The sequence below is a fragment of the Aliiroseovarius sp. YM-037 genome, from assembly GCF_048060095.1.
Classification (GTDB): Bacteria; Pseudomonadota; Alphaproteobacteria; order Rhodobacterales; family Rhodobacteraceae; genus JBLUOA01.
Genome location: NZ_JBLUOA010000005.1, coordinates 104,806 through 121,672 on the forward strand (window position 1 = coordinate 104,806; position 16,867 = coordinate 121,672).

The window sequence follows — 16,867 nt, forward strand, 5'->3', positions numbered from 1 at the left end:
TCGCACACCGACAGGGAAAGGCAGCAGATGAAGTGGCTTCGTGCCTTGATTGCGCTTGCGATTGTCGGCGCGGCGATTGCATGGTTCATCACTGCCCCTAAAACAATCGACGCGGGCGAACTCGCCGGGTTAGAGCCTGATTTGGCCCGCGGTGAGACAGTCTTTAACGCGGGCGGCTGTGCATCTTGCCACGCCGCCCCCGAAGCGACCGGCGACGACAAGCTGCTGCTTGGCGGTGGGCGACAGTTTCCATCGGATTTTGGCACGTTCATCGCACCGAACATCTCGACCGACGCGACGCACGGGATCGGCGACTGGTCCGCCGTCGACCTGGCAAACGCGCTGCTGCATGGGACTGGCCCCGGCGGTCAGCACTATTTCCCCGCCTTCCCGTATAACGCCTACAACAAGATGGAGTTTGGCGACGTCGTCTCGCTACATGCCTATCTTCGCACTCTGCCTGCGGACGCGACGCCCAATCAGGACCACGACGTCGGCTTCCCGTTCAACATCCGCCGCAGCCTCGGCGGCTGGAAGTTCCTGTTCGCGTCAGACGATTGGATCGTCACCGGCGATCTGACACCGGAACAGGAACGCGGCCGCTATCTGGTCGAAGCGCTTGGTCATTGCGGCGAATGCCACACCCCGCGCAACGCCCTTGGCGGTCTAAAACGCGACGAGTGGCTATCCGGCGCGCCGAACCCCTCCGGTCGCGGACGCATCCCCAACATCACCCCCGCCGGTCTGGATTGGAGCGCCGCCGACATCGCGGAATACCTCAAATCCGGCTTCACGCCAGATTTCGATACAGCAGGTGGCCACATGGCCGACGTGATCGAAAACACCGCCAAGCTGGAACAGGCCGACCGCGATGCCATCGTCGCCTACCTAAAGATCGTGCCTGCTGTGGGGGAGTAGGCTTTCGTCACCCAACCGCAACCATCACAAAACGGGGATTTGAAATGGTGAGCCCTGCAGGGTTCGAACCTGCGACCTACTGATTAAAAGTCAGCCGCTCTACCAACTGAGCTAAGGGCCCACACAAGGCGCCTAATTAGGAAAGCTATTCCGGGGGGTCAAGGCCGAATCCACATGAATGACCCCACTGGATTGATTTTTCTGCGTCCCCTATATGGGGCGGATGGATGATATGCGCGACAGAAACGACGGCGGCCTGCCGTTTCGGAAAATGCACGGGCTGGGCAACGACTTTGTCGTTCTCGATGTGCGTGCGCATCCGGCGGAGATTACGCCTGCCCTCGCGCGCGCGCTCGCGGATCGCAATCGTGGGGTTGGGTTCGACCAACTTGCTGTCGTGTCCGATGGCGCCGGGGATGCGCATCTGACGTTCTATAACGCCGATGGCTCGACCTCTGCCGCGTGCGGCAATGCGACCCGCTGCATCGCGCATCACCTCATGGAACGCTCCGGCAAAACCCGGTTGGAGCTGACCACGGATCGCGGAACGCTGATTGCCGAAGATGCGGGCGGCGGCCTCACTTCGGTTAACATGGGCCAGCCACAGCTTGATTGGGCCGATATCCCGCTCGCCGAAGAAATCGACACGCTCGAACTTCCCATCGAAGGCGAGCCGACGGCGACCGGGATGGGCAATCCACATTGCACATTCTTCGTCGATGACGCCGAAGCCGTGCCATTAGAGAGTTTTGGCCCGCGCTACGAACATCACCCCCTTTACCCCGAACGCACCAATGTGCAGGTCGCGCAGATCGTCGCGCCCGACCACATCCGTATGCGGGTTTGGGAGCGCGGCGTGGGCGTCACCCTCGCCTCCGGCTCATCGTCTTGCGCGACCGCCGTGGCCGCCGCCCGACGCGGTCTGACCGGGCGCAGCGTGCGGATTGATCTTGATGGCGGCACGCTCAACGTCGATTGGCGCGGGGATGGCGTCTGGATGACCGGGCCGACGACGCATGTGTTTGACGGCGTGCTGACGCCTGAATTTCTGGACTCCGTCCAATGAACGCCCCGGTTTTCACAACGCTCGGCTGTCGTCTGAACGCCTACGAAACCGAAGCGATGAAAGAACTCGCGGGCGACGCGGGCGTTGAAAACGCAGTGGTCGTCAACACCTGCGCGGTCACGGCAGAGGCGGTGCGCAAAGCCCGGCAGGAAATTCGCAAGCTGCGCCGCACCCACCCCGATGCCCGGCTGATCGTCACCGGCTGCGCCGCCCAGACAGAGCCTGAAACATTCTCTAACATGGCCGAAGTCGACCTTGTCGTCGGCAATACCGAAAAGATGCAGGCCGGCACATGGAACGCGATGGGTCCCGATTTCATCGGCCAGACCGAACGCGTGCAGGTCGATGACATCATGTCCGTCACCGAAACCGCTGGCCATCTGATCGACGGGTTCGGCACACGCTCTCGCGCCTATGTGCAGGTCCAGAACGGATGCGATCATCGCTGCACCTTTTGCATCATTCCCTACGGACGCGGCAATTCGCGATCCGTCCCCGCCGGGGTGGTGGTCGACCAGATCAAACGGCTGGTCGACAAGGGCTATAACGAAGTCGTCCTGACCGGCGTCGATCTCACCTCTTGGGGTGCGGATTTGCCTGCGGAGCCGAAGCTCGGCGACCTCGTCATGCGTATCCTGAAGCTGGTGCCCGATTTGCCGCGCCTGCGCATCTCCTCCATCGACTCGATTGAGGTGGATGAGGCTCTAATGCAGGCGATTTCGACCGAAGCCCGCCTGATGCCGCATCTCCACCTCAGCTTACAAGCGGGCGATGATATGGTCCTGAAACGGATGAAACGCCGCCATCTGCGCGACGATGCGATCCGCTTCTGCGAAGAGGCGCGACGCCTGCGGCCTGACATGACCTTCGGCGCCGATATCATCGCGGGCTTCCCGACTGAGACTGAGGCGATGTTCGAAAACTCCCTCCGGCTGGTTGAGGAATGCGACCTGACCTGGTTGCACGTCTTTCCCTATTCCGCCCGCGAAGGCACGCCGGCCGCCCGAATGCCCGCCGTCGATGGCCGCGCAATCAAAGACCGCGCCGCCCGCCTGCGCAACGCGGGCGACCGGCAAGTGGCAAAGCACCTGCGCAATCAGGTCGGAAAAACCCATAAAATCTTGATGGAAAACCCCCGCATGGGCCGGACGGAGCAGTTTACCGAGGTTTCGTTTGCCACCGGCCAACCCGAAGGCCAGATCGTGACCGCAACGATCAGCGGCATCCAGGGCCACCAGCTCTCCGTATGACGCGCCCGATCCTCTACAGCTTTCGCCGCTGCCCCTACGCGATGCGCGCCCGGCTTGCGATCGCCAGCGCTGGGATCACCTGCGAATTGCGTGAAATCCTGCTGCGCGACAAAGCGCCGGAGTTCCTTGCGACCTCCCCCAAAGGCACCGTTCCTGTCATCGTAGACGGCGATACGGTGATTGAGGAAAGCTTTGACATCATGCTTTGGGCGCTTCGGCAGAATGATCCTGAAAACTGGCTGGCGGGGTCTGATCTGGACCTGATCGAAGAATGCGACGGCCCGTTCAAAACCGCGCTTGACCGCTACAAGTATCACACACGCTACGATGCGGTCGATGCTGCCGAAGAACGCGAAAAAGCGGCTCTATTTCTGCGGAAAATAGATAACCACCTCACCGAAACCGCATGGCTACACGGCCCCAAACCCACGCTAACCGATATGGCCATAATCACCTTCGTGCGCCAGTTTGCTCATGTCGATTACGACTGGTTCCTGTCGCAGCCTTGGCCGAACCTCATCCGCTGGCTTGAAGCGTTCAAAGCGTCCGACCGCTTCAAATCCATCATGGCAAAATACCCAAAGTGGCAGGCGGGCGACCCCATCACCCCATTCCCGACCCCCTAGGTTTCATCTTGCCCAAAATACTCCCGCCGGAGGCACGAAGTTTTGCGCCCCCGGCAGATGTGGTGCCAAGCGCCTAGGCGGCGAGCGCGGCGCGCGTCTTTCCGATCATCAACGCCGCCTCTGCCGCCTCGCGCCCCTTCTCAACGAAATGCGCGCGGTAAATCGCGTTGTGATGATCTGTATCCTGATACTGATGCGGCGTCAGCGAAACTGACAAAACCGGAATCCCTGAATCAAGCCCCGCGCGCATCAGTCCGTCCACCACGGCCTGCGCCACGAAATCGTGCCGATAGATTCCACCATCGACGACGAACGCTGCGCCAATAACGGCTCTATACCGCCCCAAAACGGCCAAATCCCGCGCGAGCAGCGGCAGCTCGAACGCGCCGGGAACGTCGAAGACATCGACCTCTGAACGCGGCACGACCTCGCAGAATCCAACCAGCGCCTGATCGACGATATCAGCGTGCCAGTTTGCCTTGATGAAGGCATATCGGGTGTGTGTCATTGTGATCTCCTTTCGTAACAGACACGTCACCCAAGGCGATCACGAGCAAAGGCGCGGCTGACCGCTCCCTTGCACGTCCTCTTCCATCCGGACTTTAACCGTCGGCCCCGGCCTCTCACCGGGTCTGCTGACCCCCTGCGTGGCAGGGGCGCTCGCGGGCTCGCGGGATTGCCCCACATACCGCCGGTGGGGAATTTCGCCCCGCCCTGAGAACGCCGATACCTTGGCCCGCCCGTGGCAATCCTGCAAGCGCCTTTCTGCACGCCGCATTGGACAACCGAACGGCGGCCCCCTAAATTAAACCTGAAACTCGGGAGGATCAGATGCCCTTACCCCTTGCCCCCGTTGCGGGCCTTGCCCTGCGCTACGGAACCGTCGCCTTGGCGACCTACGCAGTCGCCCGCCGCGCCGCGCCCGGTCGCCGTGATCAACGTGCCGAGGATGCGCTCGATACATTGGACGAAGGCATAACCATGCGGCGTGAAGCGGATCAGGCCAACGCAACGGCGCGGTTTGCCCGCACGATCCGCTTGGGTCAGGACGGTCCGGCCTTTCACGTCGACCTCAGCGCGCTGGGTCGCTTCCGCGTGCGTCGAGTGCGCTAGGTGCGGCTGTTCCATTCGCCGACCTCGCCTTACGTGCGCAAGGTGATGGTGCTGTTGCACGAAACCGGCCAGATCGACGACGTCACCCTCGAAAACACGGCCGGCACACCGCTGAAGCCCGCTGACGGACTGCCCGCGAAGAATCCCCTCGGCAAAGTGCCCGCACTCGAACGGCCCGACGGCCCCGCGCTTTACGACAGCCGCGTCATCTGCCGCTACCTTGATGCCCGCGCAAACGCCGGACTTTATCGCGACGGCGATGCTCATTGGGATATGCTGACGCTCGAAGCGACCGGCGACGGGATCATCGATGCGGCCCTGCTGATCGCCTATGAATGGCGACTGCGACCCGAGGATATCCGCTTCCCCGAATGGGTAGAGGGCCAGTGGACCAAGGCCGCCCGCGCCCTTGATGCGCTCGACTCACGCTGGATGGGCCACCTTGAAGGGCCGATCAATATCGGTCAGATCAGCGTCGGATGCGCGCTTGGCTACCTTGATATGCGCAACGCCGACCGGGACTGGCGCAAAACCCGCCCCGCCCTTGCCGACTGGTTTCAGCGTTTCTCCCAACGCCCGTCGATGCAAATGACAGAACCGCCCGTCGCCTGATCGCGCTTTCATCTTGCTATAAATACTCTCGCCGAAGGCGAAATCACACGGCGGGTCAATATCAACGGCGCCAACCACCCTGCCCGCGACATAACCGCATCTTTTTGATTTACCCCCCATTGTGTTCTGGACGCGGCGCGCTAGGCTCGCTAATAACCCGCGCGAGAAGGCCCGCGCTCGTGCGCAGGCAAGTAGTCGTATTGGCACGCTGCCAAGAAAGGGAGAACATCTCGTGTCCCACGCAGAAGATCACGAAGGCACCCGCCGGGATTTCCTTTATTATGCCACCGCTGGCGCTGGCGCAGTAACCGCAGGCGCGGCCGTCTGGCCGCTGGTTCAGCAAATGAACCCAAGCGCAGATGTGAAGGCACTCGCCTCGATCCGCGTTGACGTTTCGGCGGTCGAACCCGGCACCCAGATTACCGTCAAATGGCAGGGCAAGCCCGTCTTTATCCGTCGCCGCACCGAAGAAGAGATTGCGGACGCAAACGCCGTCGACCTGAGCGAGCTGATCGACCCGGTCGCCCGCAACGAAAATATCGTGGGTGAGGCCGAGGCCACCGATGAAAACCGGTTCCTTCCGCTGCCTCCCGACGCCGAAGGGGTCGAAGGCGAATGGCTCGTCATGATGGGGGTCTGCACCCACCTTGGCTGTGTACCGCTGGGCAATAGCGCCGGTGAATTCCACGGCTGGTTCTGCCCGTGCCACGGGTCGCACTACGACACTTCAGGACGTATCCGCAAGGGCCCCGCACCGCAAAACCTGCCGGTGCCGGTCGCCGCATTCGTCGACGCAACGACGATCGAGCTGGGTTAAGGGAGAAACAGATGTCCGGTATTCCGCACGATCACTACGAACCCAAGTCGGGCTTTGAAAAATGGCTGGATGAGCGTCTGCCCATCGTTGGCCTGCTTTACGGCACCTTGATGATCCCGACCCCGAAAAACCTGAACTGGATGTGGATCTGGGGCATTGTCCTGACCTTCTGCCTTGTGCTGCAGATCGTCACCGGCATCGTTCTGGTGATGCACTACACCCCGCATGTCGATATGGCGTTTGCGTCAATCGAACACATCATGCGCGACGTGAATGGCGGCCACATGATCCGCTATGTGCATATGAACGGCGCATCGCTGTTCTTTGTTGCGGTCTATGCCCACATCTTCCGCGGTCTCTACTACGGCTCTTACAAGGCGCCGCGAGAGGTCACGTGGATCATCGGTATGTTGATCTACCTCTGCATGATGGGCACGGCCTTCATGGGTTACGTTCTGCCTTGGGGTCAGATGTCCTTCCACGGCACGGCGGTGATTACCGGCCTGTTTGGCGCGATCCCCGGCATCGGCGATGCGATCCAAACTTGGCTTCTGGGCGCAGGCGCGGTTGGCCAGCCGGCCCTCAACCGCTTCTTCTCGCTCCACTACCTGCTGCCGTTTGTGATTGCGGGCCTCGTGGTCGTTCACATCTGGGCGTTCCATTCGACCGGCAACAACAACCCGACGGGTGTTGAAGTGCGGCGCGGATCGAAAGCCGAGGCTGAAAAAGACACCGTTCCCTTCTGGCCCTATTTCGTCATCAAAGATCTGTTCGCGCTTGCGGTGATCATGACGGTGTTCTGGGCAATCGTCGGCTTTATGCCAAACTACCTTGGCCACCCCGACAACTATATCGAGGCGAACGCGCTCGTGACACCTGCGCATATCGTGCCTGAATGGTATTTCCTGCCGTTCTACGCGATCCTGCGGGCCTTCACCGCCGACGTTTGGGCGGTGCAGTTCGTCAGCTTCATCACCGGCGGCATCATCGATGCAAAGTTCTTCGGTGTGCTGGCGATGTTCGGCGCGATTGCTGTGATGGCACTTGCCCCGTGGCTTGACACATCGTCGGTCCGCTCTGGCCGGTATCGCCCGATGTTCAAATGGTGGTTCGCGCTGCTGGTCATCGACTTCTTCGTGCTGATGTGGGTCGGTGCCCGCCCGGCCGAATTCCCCTATGACTGGATCGCGCTGATCGCGTCTGCTTACTGGTTTGCCTACTTCCTGATCATCCTGCCGCTTCTTGGCGTGATCGAGAAACCGGAACCGCAGCCGGAAACCATTGAAGCCGACTTCAAGGCGCACTATCCGTCCGCCGACACGCCGGCCGAATAAGAAAGGATCAGGATGATGAAAAAACTTTTGATTTCAGCCGCCCTGACCCTCGGTCTGGCAACAGGTGCGATGGCCGCCGGTGGCGAAGAGCAGCATATCGAGGATTTCGCATTCTCGTTTGAGGGCCCGTTCGGCAAATACGATCAGGCCCAGTTGCAACGCGGGTTTCAGGTCTTCACCGAAGTCTGTTCGGCCTGCCACGGTCTAAGCTACGTCTACTTCCGCAACATCGCGGATGAAGGCGGGCTCGGCTATACCGAGGATCAGGCCCGTGCCTACGCCGAACAATTCGAGGTTTTCGACCCGGAGCTTGACGATTTCCGCCCGGCGACCCCGGCGGACAGGTTCCCGGTTAATGACGGTGTCGGCGCACCGGACCTGTCGCTGGTCGCCAAGGGGCGCGCTGGCTTCCATGGCCCGTACGGCCTCGGGATCAACCAGGTCATCCGCGGCATGGGCGGCCCGGAATACCTCGCCTCACTCCTCACCGGTTACACGGGTGAGGAAAAGGAAGAGGCTGGCGCATTCCTCTACGAAAACACCGCCTTCCCCGGCGGCTGGATTTCGATGGCACCGCCGCTTGAAGACGGAATCGTTGAATATGCCGACGGCCACGCCAATGACGTGCATCACATGGCGCAGGATGTCTCCGCGTTCCTGATGTGGGCGGCAGAGCCGAAGATGATGGCCCGCAAACAGGCCGGCCTGGTCGGCGTGATCTTCCTGACGATCCTGTCCGTCCTGCTGTATCTGACCAACAAGCAGCTTTGGGCCGGGATCAAGGGCAAGAAACACGCGAAAGACGACGCATAGCGTTTCGTCCGATCCGAAAAATCAAAACCCCGCCATCTCTGGCGGGGTTTTTTTGTCGGAGCACCTTGGGTTACTGCCCTCTTACGCCTCATCGTCCTGCGGAATCCGCAGCACCTGTCCCGGATAGATTTTATCCGGATGGGTTAACATCGGCTTATTCGCCTCAAAGATTTCGGGATAGCGGCTGGCCTTCCCAAGCGTCTTTTGCGCGATGACCGACAGATTTTCGCCCTTCTGAACGGTGTGGAACACGGTGTTGTCGTCGTCACCGTCATCCTCAACCTCAGCGACACCGGCAACGTTTCCGACCGCGAGAATCACCTTTTCACGGATCGCCTTGGTTAGGCCCGCGCCAGACACCTTAACCTTGTCCCCGATGACCGAGATGTCGACATCGTCCGCCCCAAGACCAAGGTCTTTCACCTCTTTCTTCAGCGCATCTGCATCGGGGGCTTCGTCACCACCGCCGAACAGCTTCTTTCCCGAATCCTTAACAAAACTCCACAAGCCCATTTGTCTCTCCTCTGTTGGGTGAAGCAGTTTCACCGCAAAGCGGCAAAACGAAAAGGGGAAAGATATGCGATCCGGCCCCGTTGGGAATCGCGCACCGGGTGGTATCACCCGCCAAGGTAGTCTTTCAGCGCAGCTGGCGGGTTGGCGAACAGCGCGTCCGTCGCGACTGGCGGGTTGGCCCGACCATCCGCCACAAGCACAACCTGATCCGCGATCAGCTTGGCGTCCTCCGGCGCGTGGCTGACCATCAGCAGCGTCACGCCGGTGTCTTGGGCAAGCTCTGCCACCATTTGAAGCATCTCGGCCTTCAGCGCAGGGCCGAGGGCGGCGAACGGCTCATCCAGCAGGATCAGCGGTTTCGCCCGCAGCAGCACCCGCGCGAGCGCGACACGCGCGATCTGCCCCCCCGACAAACGCCCCGGCTTGTGGTCTGCGTGCTGGGCCAGGCGCACGCGGGCGAGTGCGTGGTCGACCTGCGCCTCCTGTGTCGTGGTCAATCGCAGATCGGGCCGCAGCCCCAGCGCAACGTTCTGGCGAACCGACAGATGGGGGAAAAGGTTGTTGTCCTGAAACAGAATGCTGATCGGCCGATCGCCCGGCGCAAGGGCGGCCATGTCGCCTCCATCCCACGTGACCCGCCCCGCCGATGGCGTCACGAAGCCCGCGATTGTCGCCAGCAGGGTCGATTTCCCGCCGCCCGACGGCCCGATCACCGCGACTTGCGCCCCTGCCGGGATGGTAAGATCAGCACACAGGCTGAAATCTCCTTGTTCGATCAGCACATCCTCAAGCGTCAGCATTCACACGCCCTCCGCGATCAAAGACCCAGAACAGAGCCAAACTCAGCCCAAGAAGCACAACCGCCGTCCCTGCAGCGGCGTCCATCCGGTAGGCCGCCATCAGACGATAAAGCTGCAGCGGCAGGGTTGCGACCTCCGGGTCGGCAAATAGGGCGATGACCCCAAGATCGCCCATCGACAAGGCCGCAGCCAACCCGCCCGCAAAGCCGAGCGGCCTGCGCAACCGTGGCAGCGTCAGATAGCGAAGGCGCGACCAGCCGGTCAGGTTCAGGCTTTGGGCGAGCCTGCCGTAGCTTTCCTCAACCTCCCGCGCCGCAGGGATCAGCACGCGCAGTCCAAAGGGAACCGCCATCGCCGCGTTAACCAGCGCCGTGACCGGTAAGGCCAGTTTGAACGGATCGGCAATCGGGAAGGTAATGATGAACAGCCCTGTGCCAATCACCAGTGGCGAGGCGGCGATGGCGAGGTATCCGATAGCCTCCAACACCCCCCTCATCGCCTTTCGCCGAACCGCAACGACCCAAAGCGAAAGCGATAACGCCATGCCGACCGCTAAAACCGTCGATGCGAGCGCGACGAGCACCGAATTCATCGCGGCGGACCACACGCTACCCGGCAGCGACAGCACGGCGGGCAGTCCCCTCGCGATCACCAAAACAAGCGGAATCAGCAGAAACAGGGTCGAAATCATAAGCATCATCGAATCGAGCAGGCGCATAGGTAGCGCGCCTGCGTCCCACCGCTCCACAGCGCGATCAAGGCCCGTGCCCATCGCGGATGGAAGGCTGAATTTGAACGAAAGCGCGGCGGCCACGGCGGTCAACACCAGTTGCACGATCCCGAGCAGCGCGGCTTTGCCAAGGTCGAAGTCAAATCGAAACGCCTGATAGATGGCAAGTTCGACGGTCGTCGCCCGCGGCCCTCCGCCAAGGGTCAGTGCCACGGCAAAACTGGTAAGGCAAATCAGGAAAATCACCATGAACGCGCCGGGCAGCACCCCGCGCAGCATCGGCCATTCCAAACGTCTGCGCATGTCCGTGGCCGAAAAGCCCAGAGAGGCTGCTAAACGAAACCGCTCTGCCGGGATCGCAAGCCATCCTTGCAGGATCAGGCGTGTCGCCAGCGGCAAATTAAAGAACACATGCGCCAGAACGACCCCGTGGAAGCCGTAGATCGACAGGGGCGGCAGACCAACCCAGCCGAGAATAGTGCTGACCAGCCCCGTCCGCCCGAACGCCGCCAGCAGGCCAAGGATCGCGACAATCACAGGCAAGATAAACGGCGCCCCGAGCAGGGTAATCAACACGCCCCGTCCCCAGAACCGCCGCCGCGCCAACGCCCGTGCGACCGGGATCGCCAGCCCAACCGAAATAGCGGCAGAGAGGACGGCTTGCGTCACGGTGAACCGCACCGCCGCCCAATCTGCGGGGCCAAGTGCTGACACCCCCTCCGCCCGCGTCATCACGGCGATGAGCGTTCCGAGCGTCAGAAAGATCAGAAGCGCCGCAGCGGCGCCCCCGAAAAACGTCGTCGGTTTCATCGTGACAAGGCGGTTAACCACTCCTCAAGCGCGGCATCACGAACAGTCGGGGCATCCTCTGGCGCGGTCAATAGGGCCGTTTCCGGCTGGATTAGCGTCTCAAACCCTTTTGGCAACCCGCCCTCAGGCTCATTTGCCGGATACATCCAGTTCGTCGTCGGGATCACAGATTGAAACCCGTCCGTCTGCATGAACGACAGGAATTGATCGGCCAGCTCCGGCTGATCGCTGTTCGCAAGTTTCGCCGCAACTTCGACCTGAAGGTAGTGACCTTCTTCAAACAGCGCAGCGGCCTTGCTGTCGTCCTCCTCCGCAATCAGATGGTAGGCGGGCGAGGTCGTGTAAGACAGAACCATATCGGCCTCGCCCTCAACGAACATTCCGTAGGCTTCGGACCATCCTTTCGTGACGGTCAGCACGTTGTCGGACAAGCCCTGCCAGACCTCCGCCGCCTGATCGCCATGCGCGTGCTTCACCCACATCAACAAGCCAAGTCCGGGCGTGGAGGAGCGGGGGTCTTGAATGACTACCTGCAAATCCGACTCCGCCAGTTCAGAGAAGCTTTCGGGCGGGTTAGAGACTGTTTCTTTGTCATAAACGAATGCGAAATACCCCCAGTCGTAAGGCAGGAAGGTCGCATCCTCCCACGCGATTGGCAGGTCAAAATCCGCCGTCTGGCCGTGTTCGGCGAATAGCCCGGTTTCGCTCGCCGCGGCCATCAGGTTGGTGTCGAGACCAAGCACGATGTCCGCATCGGACCGCGCACCTTCCAACTGGACCCGCGCCAGCAGCGCCGCGCCGTCGCCCGCACTGACGAATTGCAGATCACATCTGCAGGTTTCCTCAAACGCCGCCTCAATCTGCGGGCCGGGACCCCATTCGGATACGAAACTGTCGTAGGTGTAGACTTTCAAAACGGGCGTTTCGGCATGGACCATGCCAGCCAAACAGATTCCCGCAGCGATCAGTGGATATTTCATCTCTCATCCTCCATTGCCGACGGGCGGATTGGGGGGTGAGTGGATCTCAACCTTCCCTCCGCCGGTCTTAACCGGTTCAGGTTCAACGGGTCCGCTTTCGCATCTCAGCCAGGATTGGCCCCCCGAGGTATCGTTGTATCTATGCCCCAACGCGCCGCTCGGCAAGCCGTTTCCTCTTGAGCGGCGGGGGTGCGCCCGCTAGACCGCTGTGAAAGGAGCCTGTTCATGTCGATCAACACCTTCGGACGCCTGTTCCGCGTCACCACATGGGGCGAAAGCCACGGGCCGGCATTGGGCGCGACCGTCGATGGCTGCCCGCCCAATGTTCCGGTGGACGAGGCAATGTTGCAGCATTGGCTTGATCGACGGCGCCCCGGCCAGACAAAGCACACAACCCAACGGCAAGAGGCGGATCAGGTGCGCATCCTGTCCGGCGTGTTCGACGGCAAGACGACCGGCACGCCGATCCAGTTGATGATCGAGAACACCGACCAGCGGTCGAAGGATTACGGCGATATCGCCGAAACCTTCCGCCCCGGCCATGCGGATATCACCTACCATCTGAAATATGGCAATCGCGACTATCGCGGCGGGGGGCGATCCTCGGCCCGCGAAACAGCGGCACGGGTCGCGGCGGGGGGAATTGCCCGCGAAGCGATCAAGGCGCTGGCGCCGGGGGTCGAAATCAAGGGCTATATGGTCCGCATGGGCGAAAAGGAAATCGACCGGGCGCGGTTCGATTGGGATGAGGTTGAACGCAACGATTTCTGGGTGCCAGACGCCAAAGCCGCCGAGGAATGGGATACCTATCTAAGCGCGATCCGCAAGGCGCAGAATTCGGTCGGGGCGACGGTCGAGGTTGTCGCGCGCGGCGCACCCGCAGGGCTTGGTGCGCCGGTTTACGGCAAGATAGACACTGATTTGGCGGCCGCGATGATGTCGATCAACGCCGTGAAGGGGGTCGAGATTGGCGAAGGCATGGCCGCCGCTGCGCTGACCGGCACCGACAACGCGGACGAGATCTTCATGGGTTCGAACGGCCCTGAATACAGCTCCAACCACGCGGGCGGGATTTTGGGCGGGATTTCAACCGGGCAGGATCTGGTGGTGCGTTTCGCGGTCAAGCCGACCTCTTCGATCCTGACGCCGCGCAAGTCGATCAAGATCGACGGCAGCGCGACCGAGGTTATCACCAAGGGCCGCCACGACCCATGTGTCGGCATCCGTGCCGTCCCGGTGGGCGAGGCGATGATGGCCTGCGTACTGCTCGATCACCTGCTGCTCCACCGTGGGCAGGTCGGTGAAAATCAGGGCAAGATCGGTTAAGCGCTCGCCGCCGACAGCGCCGTGTCCATCAGCGCCTTGATATCATCGCGTGAGGTTCCGGCGACGATGCGACCAAGCTCTTGATTGCCTTTCAGGACAACGAGGGTTGAACGACGCGGAATCCGCAAACGCTGTGTCAGAGCATCGCCGCGATACTGATCCCAATCGACATTGACGAAGACGATATTCGCCTCGTAGGCGCTGTTTTCCTGCAAAAGCGCGTTGATCACCCGTTCCTGCGCAGCGCAGGTCGAACACCAATCCGCCTTGAAATCGAGGAACACAGTCTTGCCCTGTGCCAGCAGATCGTCGACCAGCCCTGGACTATAGCCGCGTGGGGTGGCAAAACTCAGGGTCGGCAGCAGCGCGAAACTGGTGCTGAGGGCGATAAAACTGCGTCGGTTCATGGTGGATACTCCTTAAATAGAGACTGAAAAGTCGATAAGCCAGCTTGGCAGGTTTTGAACCGCCCAAGCCTCGGCGATGTGGTGTAGACGGAACAGGATCGCGGCACCGACGAGGATGAACGCGAAGCCCAAGATCGGCCGGGACCGCTGCGCAAGCCGCTGCATCTGGTCGCGCCGCCGCACCAAAACGGCGCGTGCGCCATAGCCCAGCAGGATGATAACGGTCGAAACACCCAGCGCGAAGGCCATCATGATAAGTGCGGCCAGCGGAAGGCTTTTGCCCTGCGACGCCAGCGCGATGGCCCCGCCAAGGGTCGGGCCGACGCAAGGGCTCCAGACCGCGCCGAGCAGGGCACCGCCGGCGAACTGTCCGCCAAGGCCGGACCGGTCAAGGCTGCCCATCCGGACGTCAGCACGCTCGGACACTCCGGCAGTTGCGGTCGCGAAAACGGCACTAAACCGAGGGATTAGCAGCAATAATCCGAAGCCGATCATCAGAACCGCCCCGGCCTGGGCAATCGTATCAGCGTCAATACCGAGGGTGTAGCCGACCGCCGCGACACCCACGCCCAGCGCGACAAACGAAACGCTCATCCCCGCGGCGAGAGCGATGGGGCCGCGTTTGTCAGCTTGCAAGGCAGAGGCCAGCACAATCGGCAAAACCGGCAAAACGCACGGGTTAATCAGCGTCAGTAACCCTGCGAGATAGGCGAAAACAAACTCCATGCGCGAAAATCTGGCGCAAAGCCGCGTCCAAGTCACGCAGACTTACATCACGTTGACGTTAGCGTGACGGCTGGCGGGACAGTTGCACCGCGAGAATCCCGGCGGCAATCACCACAACGCCGATGATGTCGCGGGCGCCCAGTACCTCCCCCAGCAACAACGCGGCAATCGCCACGCCAAGGAACGGGTTGAGGAAATGAAACGTCGCGGCCCGAACCGTGCCGATCCGATTGACCAGTTTGAACCACACCCACGTCGCGGCAAGCCCCGGAATCAGCGTGGTATAGGAAAAAGCACCGACCAGCCGCCAGGTCCAATTGATCTGCCAATCTTCAAAGATCACGGCGGCCACGGCCAGCGCAGCGCTGCCAACCAGCATCTGAAGCCCGACGATCATCAACACGTTGCCGCCCGACGATGCGCCCCTGACCGCAAGCGTCGCAAAGGTCAGCGCCAACGCGCCCAACCCGCAAAGCGCAACCCCGGTGAGGTCAATCCCCACGGCGGTCAGCCGCGCGCTCATGATAATCACCACGCCGGTCACGCCAATAATCAGCCCAATGATACCTAGCACCCCAAGGCGTTCACGAAAGATCACCCAGCCTGCGAAGGCAACCAGCAGCGGCATGGTCGACGCGATAATCGCCGCGAGCGATGCCTGAACCGTCTGCATCGCAACGAAGTTCAGGCCGAGATAGAGCGTGTTTTGGCAGATCCCGAACACCATCGTCGCCCGCCATTGCCTGCGCGTCAGCCGCCAACTTTGCCCCAGTGCCAAGGCGATTGCGATACCAATCAGACCAGAAATCAAAAACCGCAGCGCCAGCGCGGTGAGCGGCGGCGCGTCCATCACGATCATCCGGGCGGAGGTAAACGCGGACGACCACATGATCGCAAAAGCCAACCCCATCGCGATGGCGCGGAGATCCATACGAGTTCCGGTCTGGGGGATGCTAGTCGAGGTCATCTTTCGCTATCCGGCGGGTGCGGCGCTGCCGGACCCCTCACGCCGTCTACGCCGTTCATCAAGAACCTCGCGGCGGGGGCGCCAGTTATAGCGGGTGTCTTCGCGGGTCAGGGACCAGTGCAGTTGACCCCCATAGCGCCACGGGTCGATCACGATCCCGTCGAACATCCCATCCCCGCGTTTGCTGATGATCGCGGTGCTGTGGTCGATCCGAAACGGGTTATCGGCATTGGCGATGGCCCTGTGCAGGGTTAGCGTGCGGAAATTTTCCTGCTTCAGCCGCGCTTCCATATCCTCGGCCCAATGCCAGCAAAGCCCGCGCGGACGCAGCCCGTGATTGACTTTCATATTATGGATCAGCGGCGGGTCGGTGATCTGATATTGCAGCGCAAGCTGGTGGGTATAGTCATAAGCAATCTCAGCGGCGCGGGTCGCTTCCTCCGGATCAACCTCCGGCCCAAGGGCACGGATGGCGCCGGCAAGCTCTGCAACCGCGCTTTGATCGGCGCGGGGTGGGCCGTCGGGCGATGTCACGCCGCAGCCGCCGACGATCAGGATCGCCAGCAGCGACATCAGGCTCGCAAACTTCTTGATCATCCCCACTCCATCCTCGCGGTTTCGACTCTGCCTATGCAAAAGGGCCGCCGTTTCGGGCGACCCTAGAGAATTTCGAACCGGGGGCAAGACCCCGTGAACGGCGTGGCGACTTAGCCGTTCACGCTGTCTTTCAGTGCTTTCGCGATCGTCATTTTTACGACCTTGTCAGCGTCTTTGTGAATCTGCTCGCCCGTGGCGGGGTTGCGGACCATACGCTCAGGACGTTCGCGGCAGTAGATTTTGCCAACGCCGGGCAGAGTCACTGCGCCGCCAGCGGATACTTCGCGGGTGATGACCGAGATAATGCTGTCGAGCGCGGTGGATGCGGATTTCTTGTCAGACCCCATCTCATCGGCCAGAGCAGCAACAAGCTGTGTTTTGGTCATAGGTTTTGCCATTTGTATGTCTCCTCAGTTGGCCCATCTGTAGGGCATTATTGGCGGCATTTAACGGGATATAGCG

At 61.3% G+C, this 16,867-nt stretch carries 20 protein-coding genes, 1 tRNA gene and 2 riboswitches; of the genes, 10 read left to right on the forward strand and 11 right to left on the reverse strand.

The features are described 5' to 3' along the window. Positions 1 to 27: 27 nt before the first annotated feature. The gene (locus ACEWPJ_RS16055; protein WP_416514134.1) at positions 28 to 918 is read left to right on the forward strand and encodes a c-type cytochrome; all 891 of its coding nucleotides are present in this window, start codon (positions 28 to 30) and stop codon (positions 916 to 918) included. A gap of 45 nt (positions 919 to 963) precedes the next feature. Here ACEWPJ_RS16055 and ACEWPJ_RS16060 read toward each other — a convergent pair. Further along, positions 964 to 1,039, reverse strand: a tRNA-Lys gene (locus ACEWPJ_RS16060). A gap of 111 nt (positions 1,040 to 1,150) precedes the next feature. Between ACEWPJ_RS16060 and dapF the strand changes: the two genes are divergently transcribed. From dapF to ACEWPJ_RS16075, 3 genes are read left to right on the forward strand one after another with little or no spacing between them, the layout of a single operon-like run. Continuing rightward, positions 1,151 to 1,984: a diaminopimelate epimerase gene (gene dapF / locus ACEWPJ_RS16065; protein ID WP_416514135.1), complete on the forward strand. Its 834-nt coding sequence runs from the start codon at positions 1,151 to 1,153 to the stop codon at positions 1,982 to 1,984. Continuing rightward, positions 1,981 to 3,234 carry a tRNA (N(6)-L-threonylcarbamoyladenosine(37)-C(2))-methylthiotransferase MtaB gene (gene mtaB, locus ACEWPJ_RS16070; RefSeq protein WP_416514136.1) on the forward strand — a complete coding sequence of 418 codons (1,254 nt, stop codon included), beginning with the start codon at positions 1,981 to 1,983 and terminating at the stop codon, positions 3,232 to 3,234. Before dapF ends, mtaB begins: the two co-directional genes overlap by 4 nt. Further along, positions 3,231 to 3,860 (forward strand): glutathione S-transferase, encoded by a 630-nt coding sequence (locus ACEWPJ_RS16075; RefSeq protein WP_416514137.1) that lies wholly within the window; start codon positions 3,231 to 3,233, stop codon positions 3,858 to 3,860. Before mtaB ends, ACEWPJ_RS16075 begins: the two co-directional genes overlap by 4 nt. A gap of 73 nt (positions 3,861 to 3,933) precedes the next feature. Here ACEWPJ_RS16075 and ACEWPJ_RS16080 read toward each other — a convergent pair whose 3' ends face one another. After that, positions 3,934 to 4,368, reverse strand: coding sequence for a 6,7-dimethyl-8-ribityllumazine synthase (locus ACEWPJ_RS16080; RefSeq protein WP_416514138.1), 435 nt, complete (start codon positions 4,366 to 4,368; stop codon positions 3,934 to 3,936). Between the two features lie 71 nt (positions 4,369 to 4,439). Next, positions 4,440 to 4,586: riboswitch (FMN riboswitch) on the reverse strand. A gap of 105 nt (positions 4,587 to 4,691) precedes the next feature. Here ACEWPJ_RS16080 and ACEWPJ_RS16085 point away from each other — a divergent pair. From ACEWPJ_RS16085 to ACEWPJ_RS16105, 5 genes are all read left to right on the forward strand, one after another. Next, on the forward strand, positions 4,692 to 4,973 hold the full coding sequence (locus ACEWPJ_RS16085) for a hypothetical protein (RefSeq protein WP_416514139.1): 282 nt from the start codon (positions 4,692 to 4,694) through the stop codon (positions 4,971 to 4,973). Further along, positions 4,974 to 5,585, forward strand: a complete 612-nt coding sequence (locus ACEWPJ_RS16090; RefSeq protein WP_416514140.1) for a glutathione S-transferase — start codon at positions 4,974 to 4,976, stop codon at positions 5,583 to 5,585. It abuts the gene before it with no gap. A gap of 232 nt (positions 5,586 to 5,817) precedes the next feature. Next, entirely contained in the window at positions 5,818 to 6,402 is a 585-nt protein-coding gene (gene petA / locus ACEWPJ_RS16095; RefSeq protein ID WP_416514141.1) for a ubiquinol-cytochrome c reductase iron-sulfur subunit, read from the forward strand. A gap of 11 nt (positions 6,403 to 6,413) precedes the next feature. Continuing rightward, positions 6,414 to 7,736, forward strand: coding sequence for a cytochrome b (gene petB / locus ACEWPJ_RS16100; RefSeq protein ID WP_416514142.1), 1,323 nt, complete (start codon positions 6,414 to 6,416; stop codon positions 7,734 to 7,736). A 12-nt stretch (positions 7,737 to 7,748) separates the two neighbouring features. Beyond that, entirely contained in the window at positions 7,749 to 8,549 is an 801-nt protein-coding gene (locus ACEWPJ_RS16105) for a cytochrome c1 (RefSeq protein WP_416514143.1), read from the forward strand. A gap of 81 nt (positions 8,550 to 8,630) precedes the next feature. Here ACEWPJ_RS16105 and lysM read toward each other — a convergent pair whose 3' ends face one another. The 4 genes from lysM to thiB all read right to left on the reverse strand — a co-directional run bounded on the left by lysM (position 8,631) and on the right by thiB (position 12,382). Then, entirely contained in the window at positions 8,631 to 9,062 is a 432-nt protein-coding gene (gene lysM, locus ACEWPJ_RS16110) for a peptidoglycan-binding protein LysM (protein WP_416514144.1), read from the reverse strand. Between the two features lie 104 nt (positions 9,063 to 9,166). Then, on the reverse strand, positions 9,167 to 9,862 hold the full coding sequence (locus ACEWPJ_RS16115) for an ATP-binding cassette domain-containing protein (protein ID WP_416514145.1): 696 nt from the start codon (positions 9,860 to 9,862) through the stop codon (positions 9,167 to 9,169). Next, positions 9,849 to 11,402 carry a thiamine/thiamine pyrophosphate ABC transporter permease ThiP gene (locus ACEWPJ_RS16120; protein ID WP_416514146.1) on the reverse strand — a complete coding sequence of 518 codons (1,554 nt, stop codon included), beginning with the start codon at positions 11,400 to 11,402 and terminating at the stop codon, positions 9,849 to 9,851. The genes ACEWPJ_RS16115 and ACEWPJ_RS16120 overlap by 14 nt, the downstream gene beginning before the upstream one ends. Next, on the reverse strand, positions 11,399 to 12,382 hold the full coding sequence (thiB, locus tag ACEWPJ_RS16125) for a thiamine ABC transporter substrate binding subunit (RefSeq protein ID WP_416514147.1): 984 nt from the start codon (positions 12,380 to 12,382) through the stop codon (positions 11,399 to 11,401). The genes ACEWPJ_RS16120 and thiB overlap by 4 nt, the downstream gene beginning before the upstream one ends. A 36-nt stretch (positions 12,383 to 12,418) precedes the next feature. Continuing rightward, positions 12,419 to 12,517, reverse strand: a riboswitch (TPP riboswitch). A 90-nt stretch (positions 12,518 to 12,607) separates the two neighbouring features. Between thiB and aroC the strand changes: the two genes are divergently transcribed. Then, positions 12,608 to 13,708 (forward strand): chorismate synthase, encoded by a 1,101-nt coding sequence (gene aroC / locus ACEWPJ_RS16130; protein ID WP_416514148.1) that lies wholly within the window; start codon positions 12,608 to 12,610, stop codon positions 13,706 to 13,708. Here the strand turns inward: aroC and ACEWPJ_RS16135 are convergent. From ACEWPJ_RS16135 to ACEWPJ_RS16155, 5 genes are all read right to left on the reverse strand, one after another. Further along, positions 13,705 to 14,115, reverse strand: coding sequence for a thioredoxin family protein (locus ACEWPJ_RS16135; protein ID WP_416514149.1), 411 nt, complete (start codon positions 14,113 to 14,115; stop codon positions 13,705 to 13,707). The genes aroC and ACEWPJ_RS16135 overlap by 4 nt on opposite strands. A gap of 12 nt (positions 14,116 to 14,127) precedes the next feature. Then, complete coding sequence (locus ACEWPJ_RS16140; protein ID WP_416514150.1) at positions 14,128 to 14,841, reverse strand: cytochrome c biogenesis CcdA family protein; 714 nt, start codon at positions 14,839 to 14,841, stop codon at positions 14,128 to 14,130. 58 nt (positions 14,842 to 14,899) lie between these two features. Then, on the reverse strand, positions 14,900 to 15,772 hold the full coding sequence (locus ACEWPJ_RS16145) for a DMT family transporter (protein ID WP_416514151.1): 873 nt from the start codon (positions 15,770 to 15,772) through the stop codon (positions 14,900 to 14,902). 42 nt (positions 15,773 to 15,814) lie between these two features. Continuing rightward, the gene (locus ACEWPJ_RS16150; protein ID WP_416514152.1) at positions 15,815 to 16,405 is read right to left on the reverse strand and encodes a hypothetical protein; all 591 of its coding nucleotides are present in this window, start codon (positions 16,403 to 16,405) and stop codon (positions 15,815 to 15,817) included. 110 nt (positions 16,406 to 16,515) lie between these two features. Beyond that, positions 16,516 to 16,803 (reverse strand): HU family DNA-binding protein, encoded by a 288-nt coding sequence (locus tag ACEWPJ_RS16155; protein ID WP_416514153.1) that lies wholly within the window; start codon positions 16,801 to 16,803, stop codon positions 16,516 to 16,518. Positions 16,804 to 16,867: the final 64 nt, after the last annotated feature.

Coding starts and splice junctions, on each gene's coding strand:
- ACEWPJ_RS16055 (WP_416514134.1), top strand. CDS start 28: ATGAAGTGGCTTCGTGCCTTGATTGCGCTTGCGATTGTCGGCGCGGCG.
- dapF (WP_416514135.1), top strand. CDS start 1,151: ATGCGCGACAGAAACGACGGCGGCCTGCCGTTTCGGAAAATGCACGGG.
- mtaB (WP_416514136.1), top strand. CDS start 1,981: ATGAACGCCCCGGTTTTCACAACGCTCGGCTGTCGTCTGAACGCCTAC.
- ACEWPJ_RS16075 (WP_416514137.1), top strand. CDS start 3,231: ATGACGCGCCCGATCCTCTACAGCTTTCGCCGCTGCCCCTACGCGATG.
- ACEWPJ_RS16080 (WP_416514138.1), bottom strand. CDS start 4,368: ATGACACACACCCGATATGCCTTCATCAAGGCAAACTGGCACGCTGAT.
- ACEWPJ_RS16085 (WP_416514139.1), top strand. CDS start 4,692: ATGCCCTTACCCCTTGCCCCCGTTGCGGGCCTTGCCCTGCGCTACGGA.
- petB (WP_416514142.1), top strand. CDS start 6,414: ATGTCCGGTATTCCGCACGATCACTACGAACCCAAGTCGGGCTTTGAA.
- ACEWPJ_RS16105 (WP_416514143.1), top strand. CDS start 7,749: ATGATGAAAAAACTTTTGATTTCAGCCGCCCTGACCCTCGGTCTGGCA.
- lysM (WP_416514144.1), bottom strand. CDS start 9,062: ATGGGCTTGTGGAGTTTTGTTAAGGATTCGGGAAAGAAGCTGTTCGGC.
- ACEWPJ_RS16115 (WP_416514145.1), bottom strand. CDS start 9,862: ATGCTGACGCTTGAGGATGTGCTGATCGAACAAGGAGATTTCAGCCTG.
- ACEWPJ_RS16120 (WP_416514146.1), bottom strand. CDS start 11,402: ATGAAACCGACGACGTTTTTCGGGGGCGCCGCTGCGGCGCTTCTGATC.
- thiB (WP_416514147.1), bottom strand. CDS start 12,382: ATGAAATATCCACTGATCGCTGCGGGAATCTGTTTGGCTGGCATGGTC.
- aroC (WP_416514148.1), top strand. CDS start 12,608: ATGTCGATCAACACCTTCGGACGCCTGTTCCGCGTCACCACATGGGGC.
- ACEWPJ_RS16135 (WP_416514149.1), bottom strand. CDS start 14,115: ATGAACCGACGCAGTTTTATCGCCCTCAGCACCAGTTTCGCGCTGCTG.
- ACEWPJ_RS16140 (WP_416514150.1), bottom strand. CDS start 14,841: ATGGAGTTTGTTTTCGCCTATCTCGCAGGGTTACTGACGCTGATTAAC.
- ACEWPJ_RS16145 (WP_416514151.1), bottom strand. CDS start 15,772: ATGGATCTCCGCGCCATCGCGATGGGGTTGGCTTTTGCGATCATGTGG.
- ACEWPJ_RS16150 (WP_416514152.1), bottom strand. CDS start 16,405: ATGATCAAGAAGTTTGCGAGCCTGATGTCGCTGCTGGCGATCCTGATC.
- ACEWPJ_RS16155 (WP_416514153.1), bottom strand. CDS start 16,803: ATGGCAAAACCTATGACCAAAACACAGCTTGTTGCTGCTCTGGCCGAT.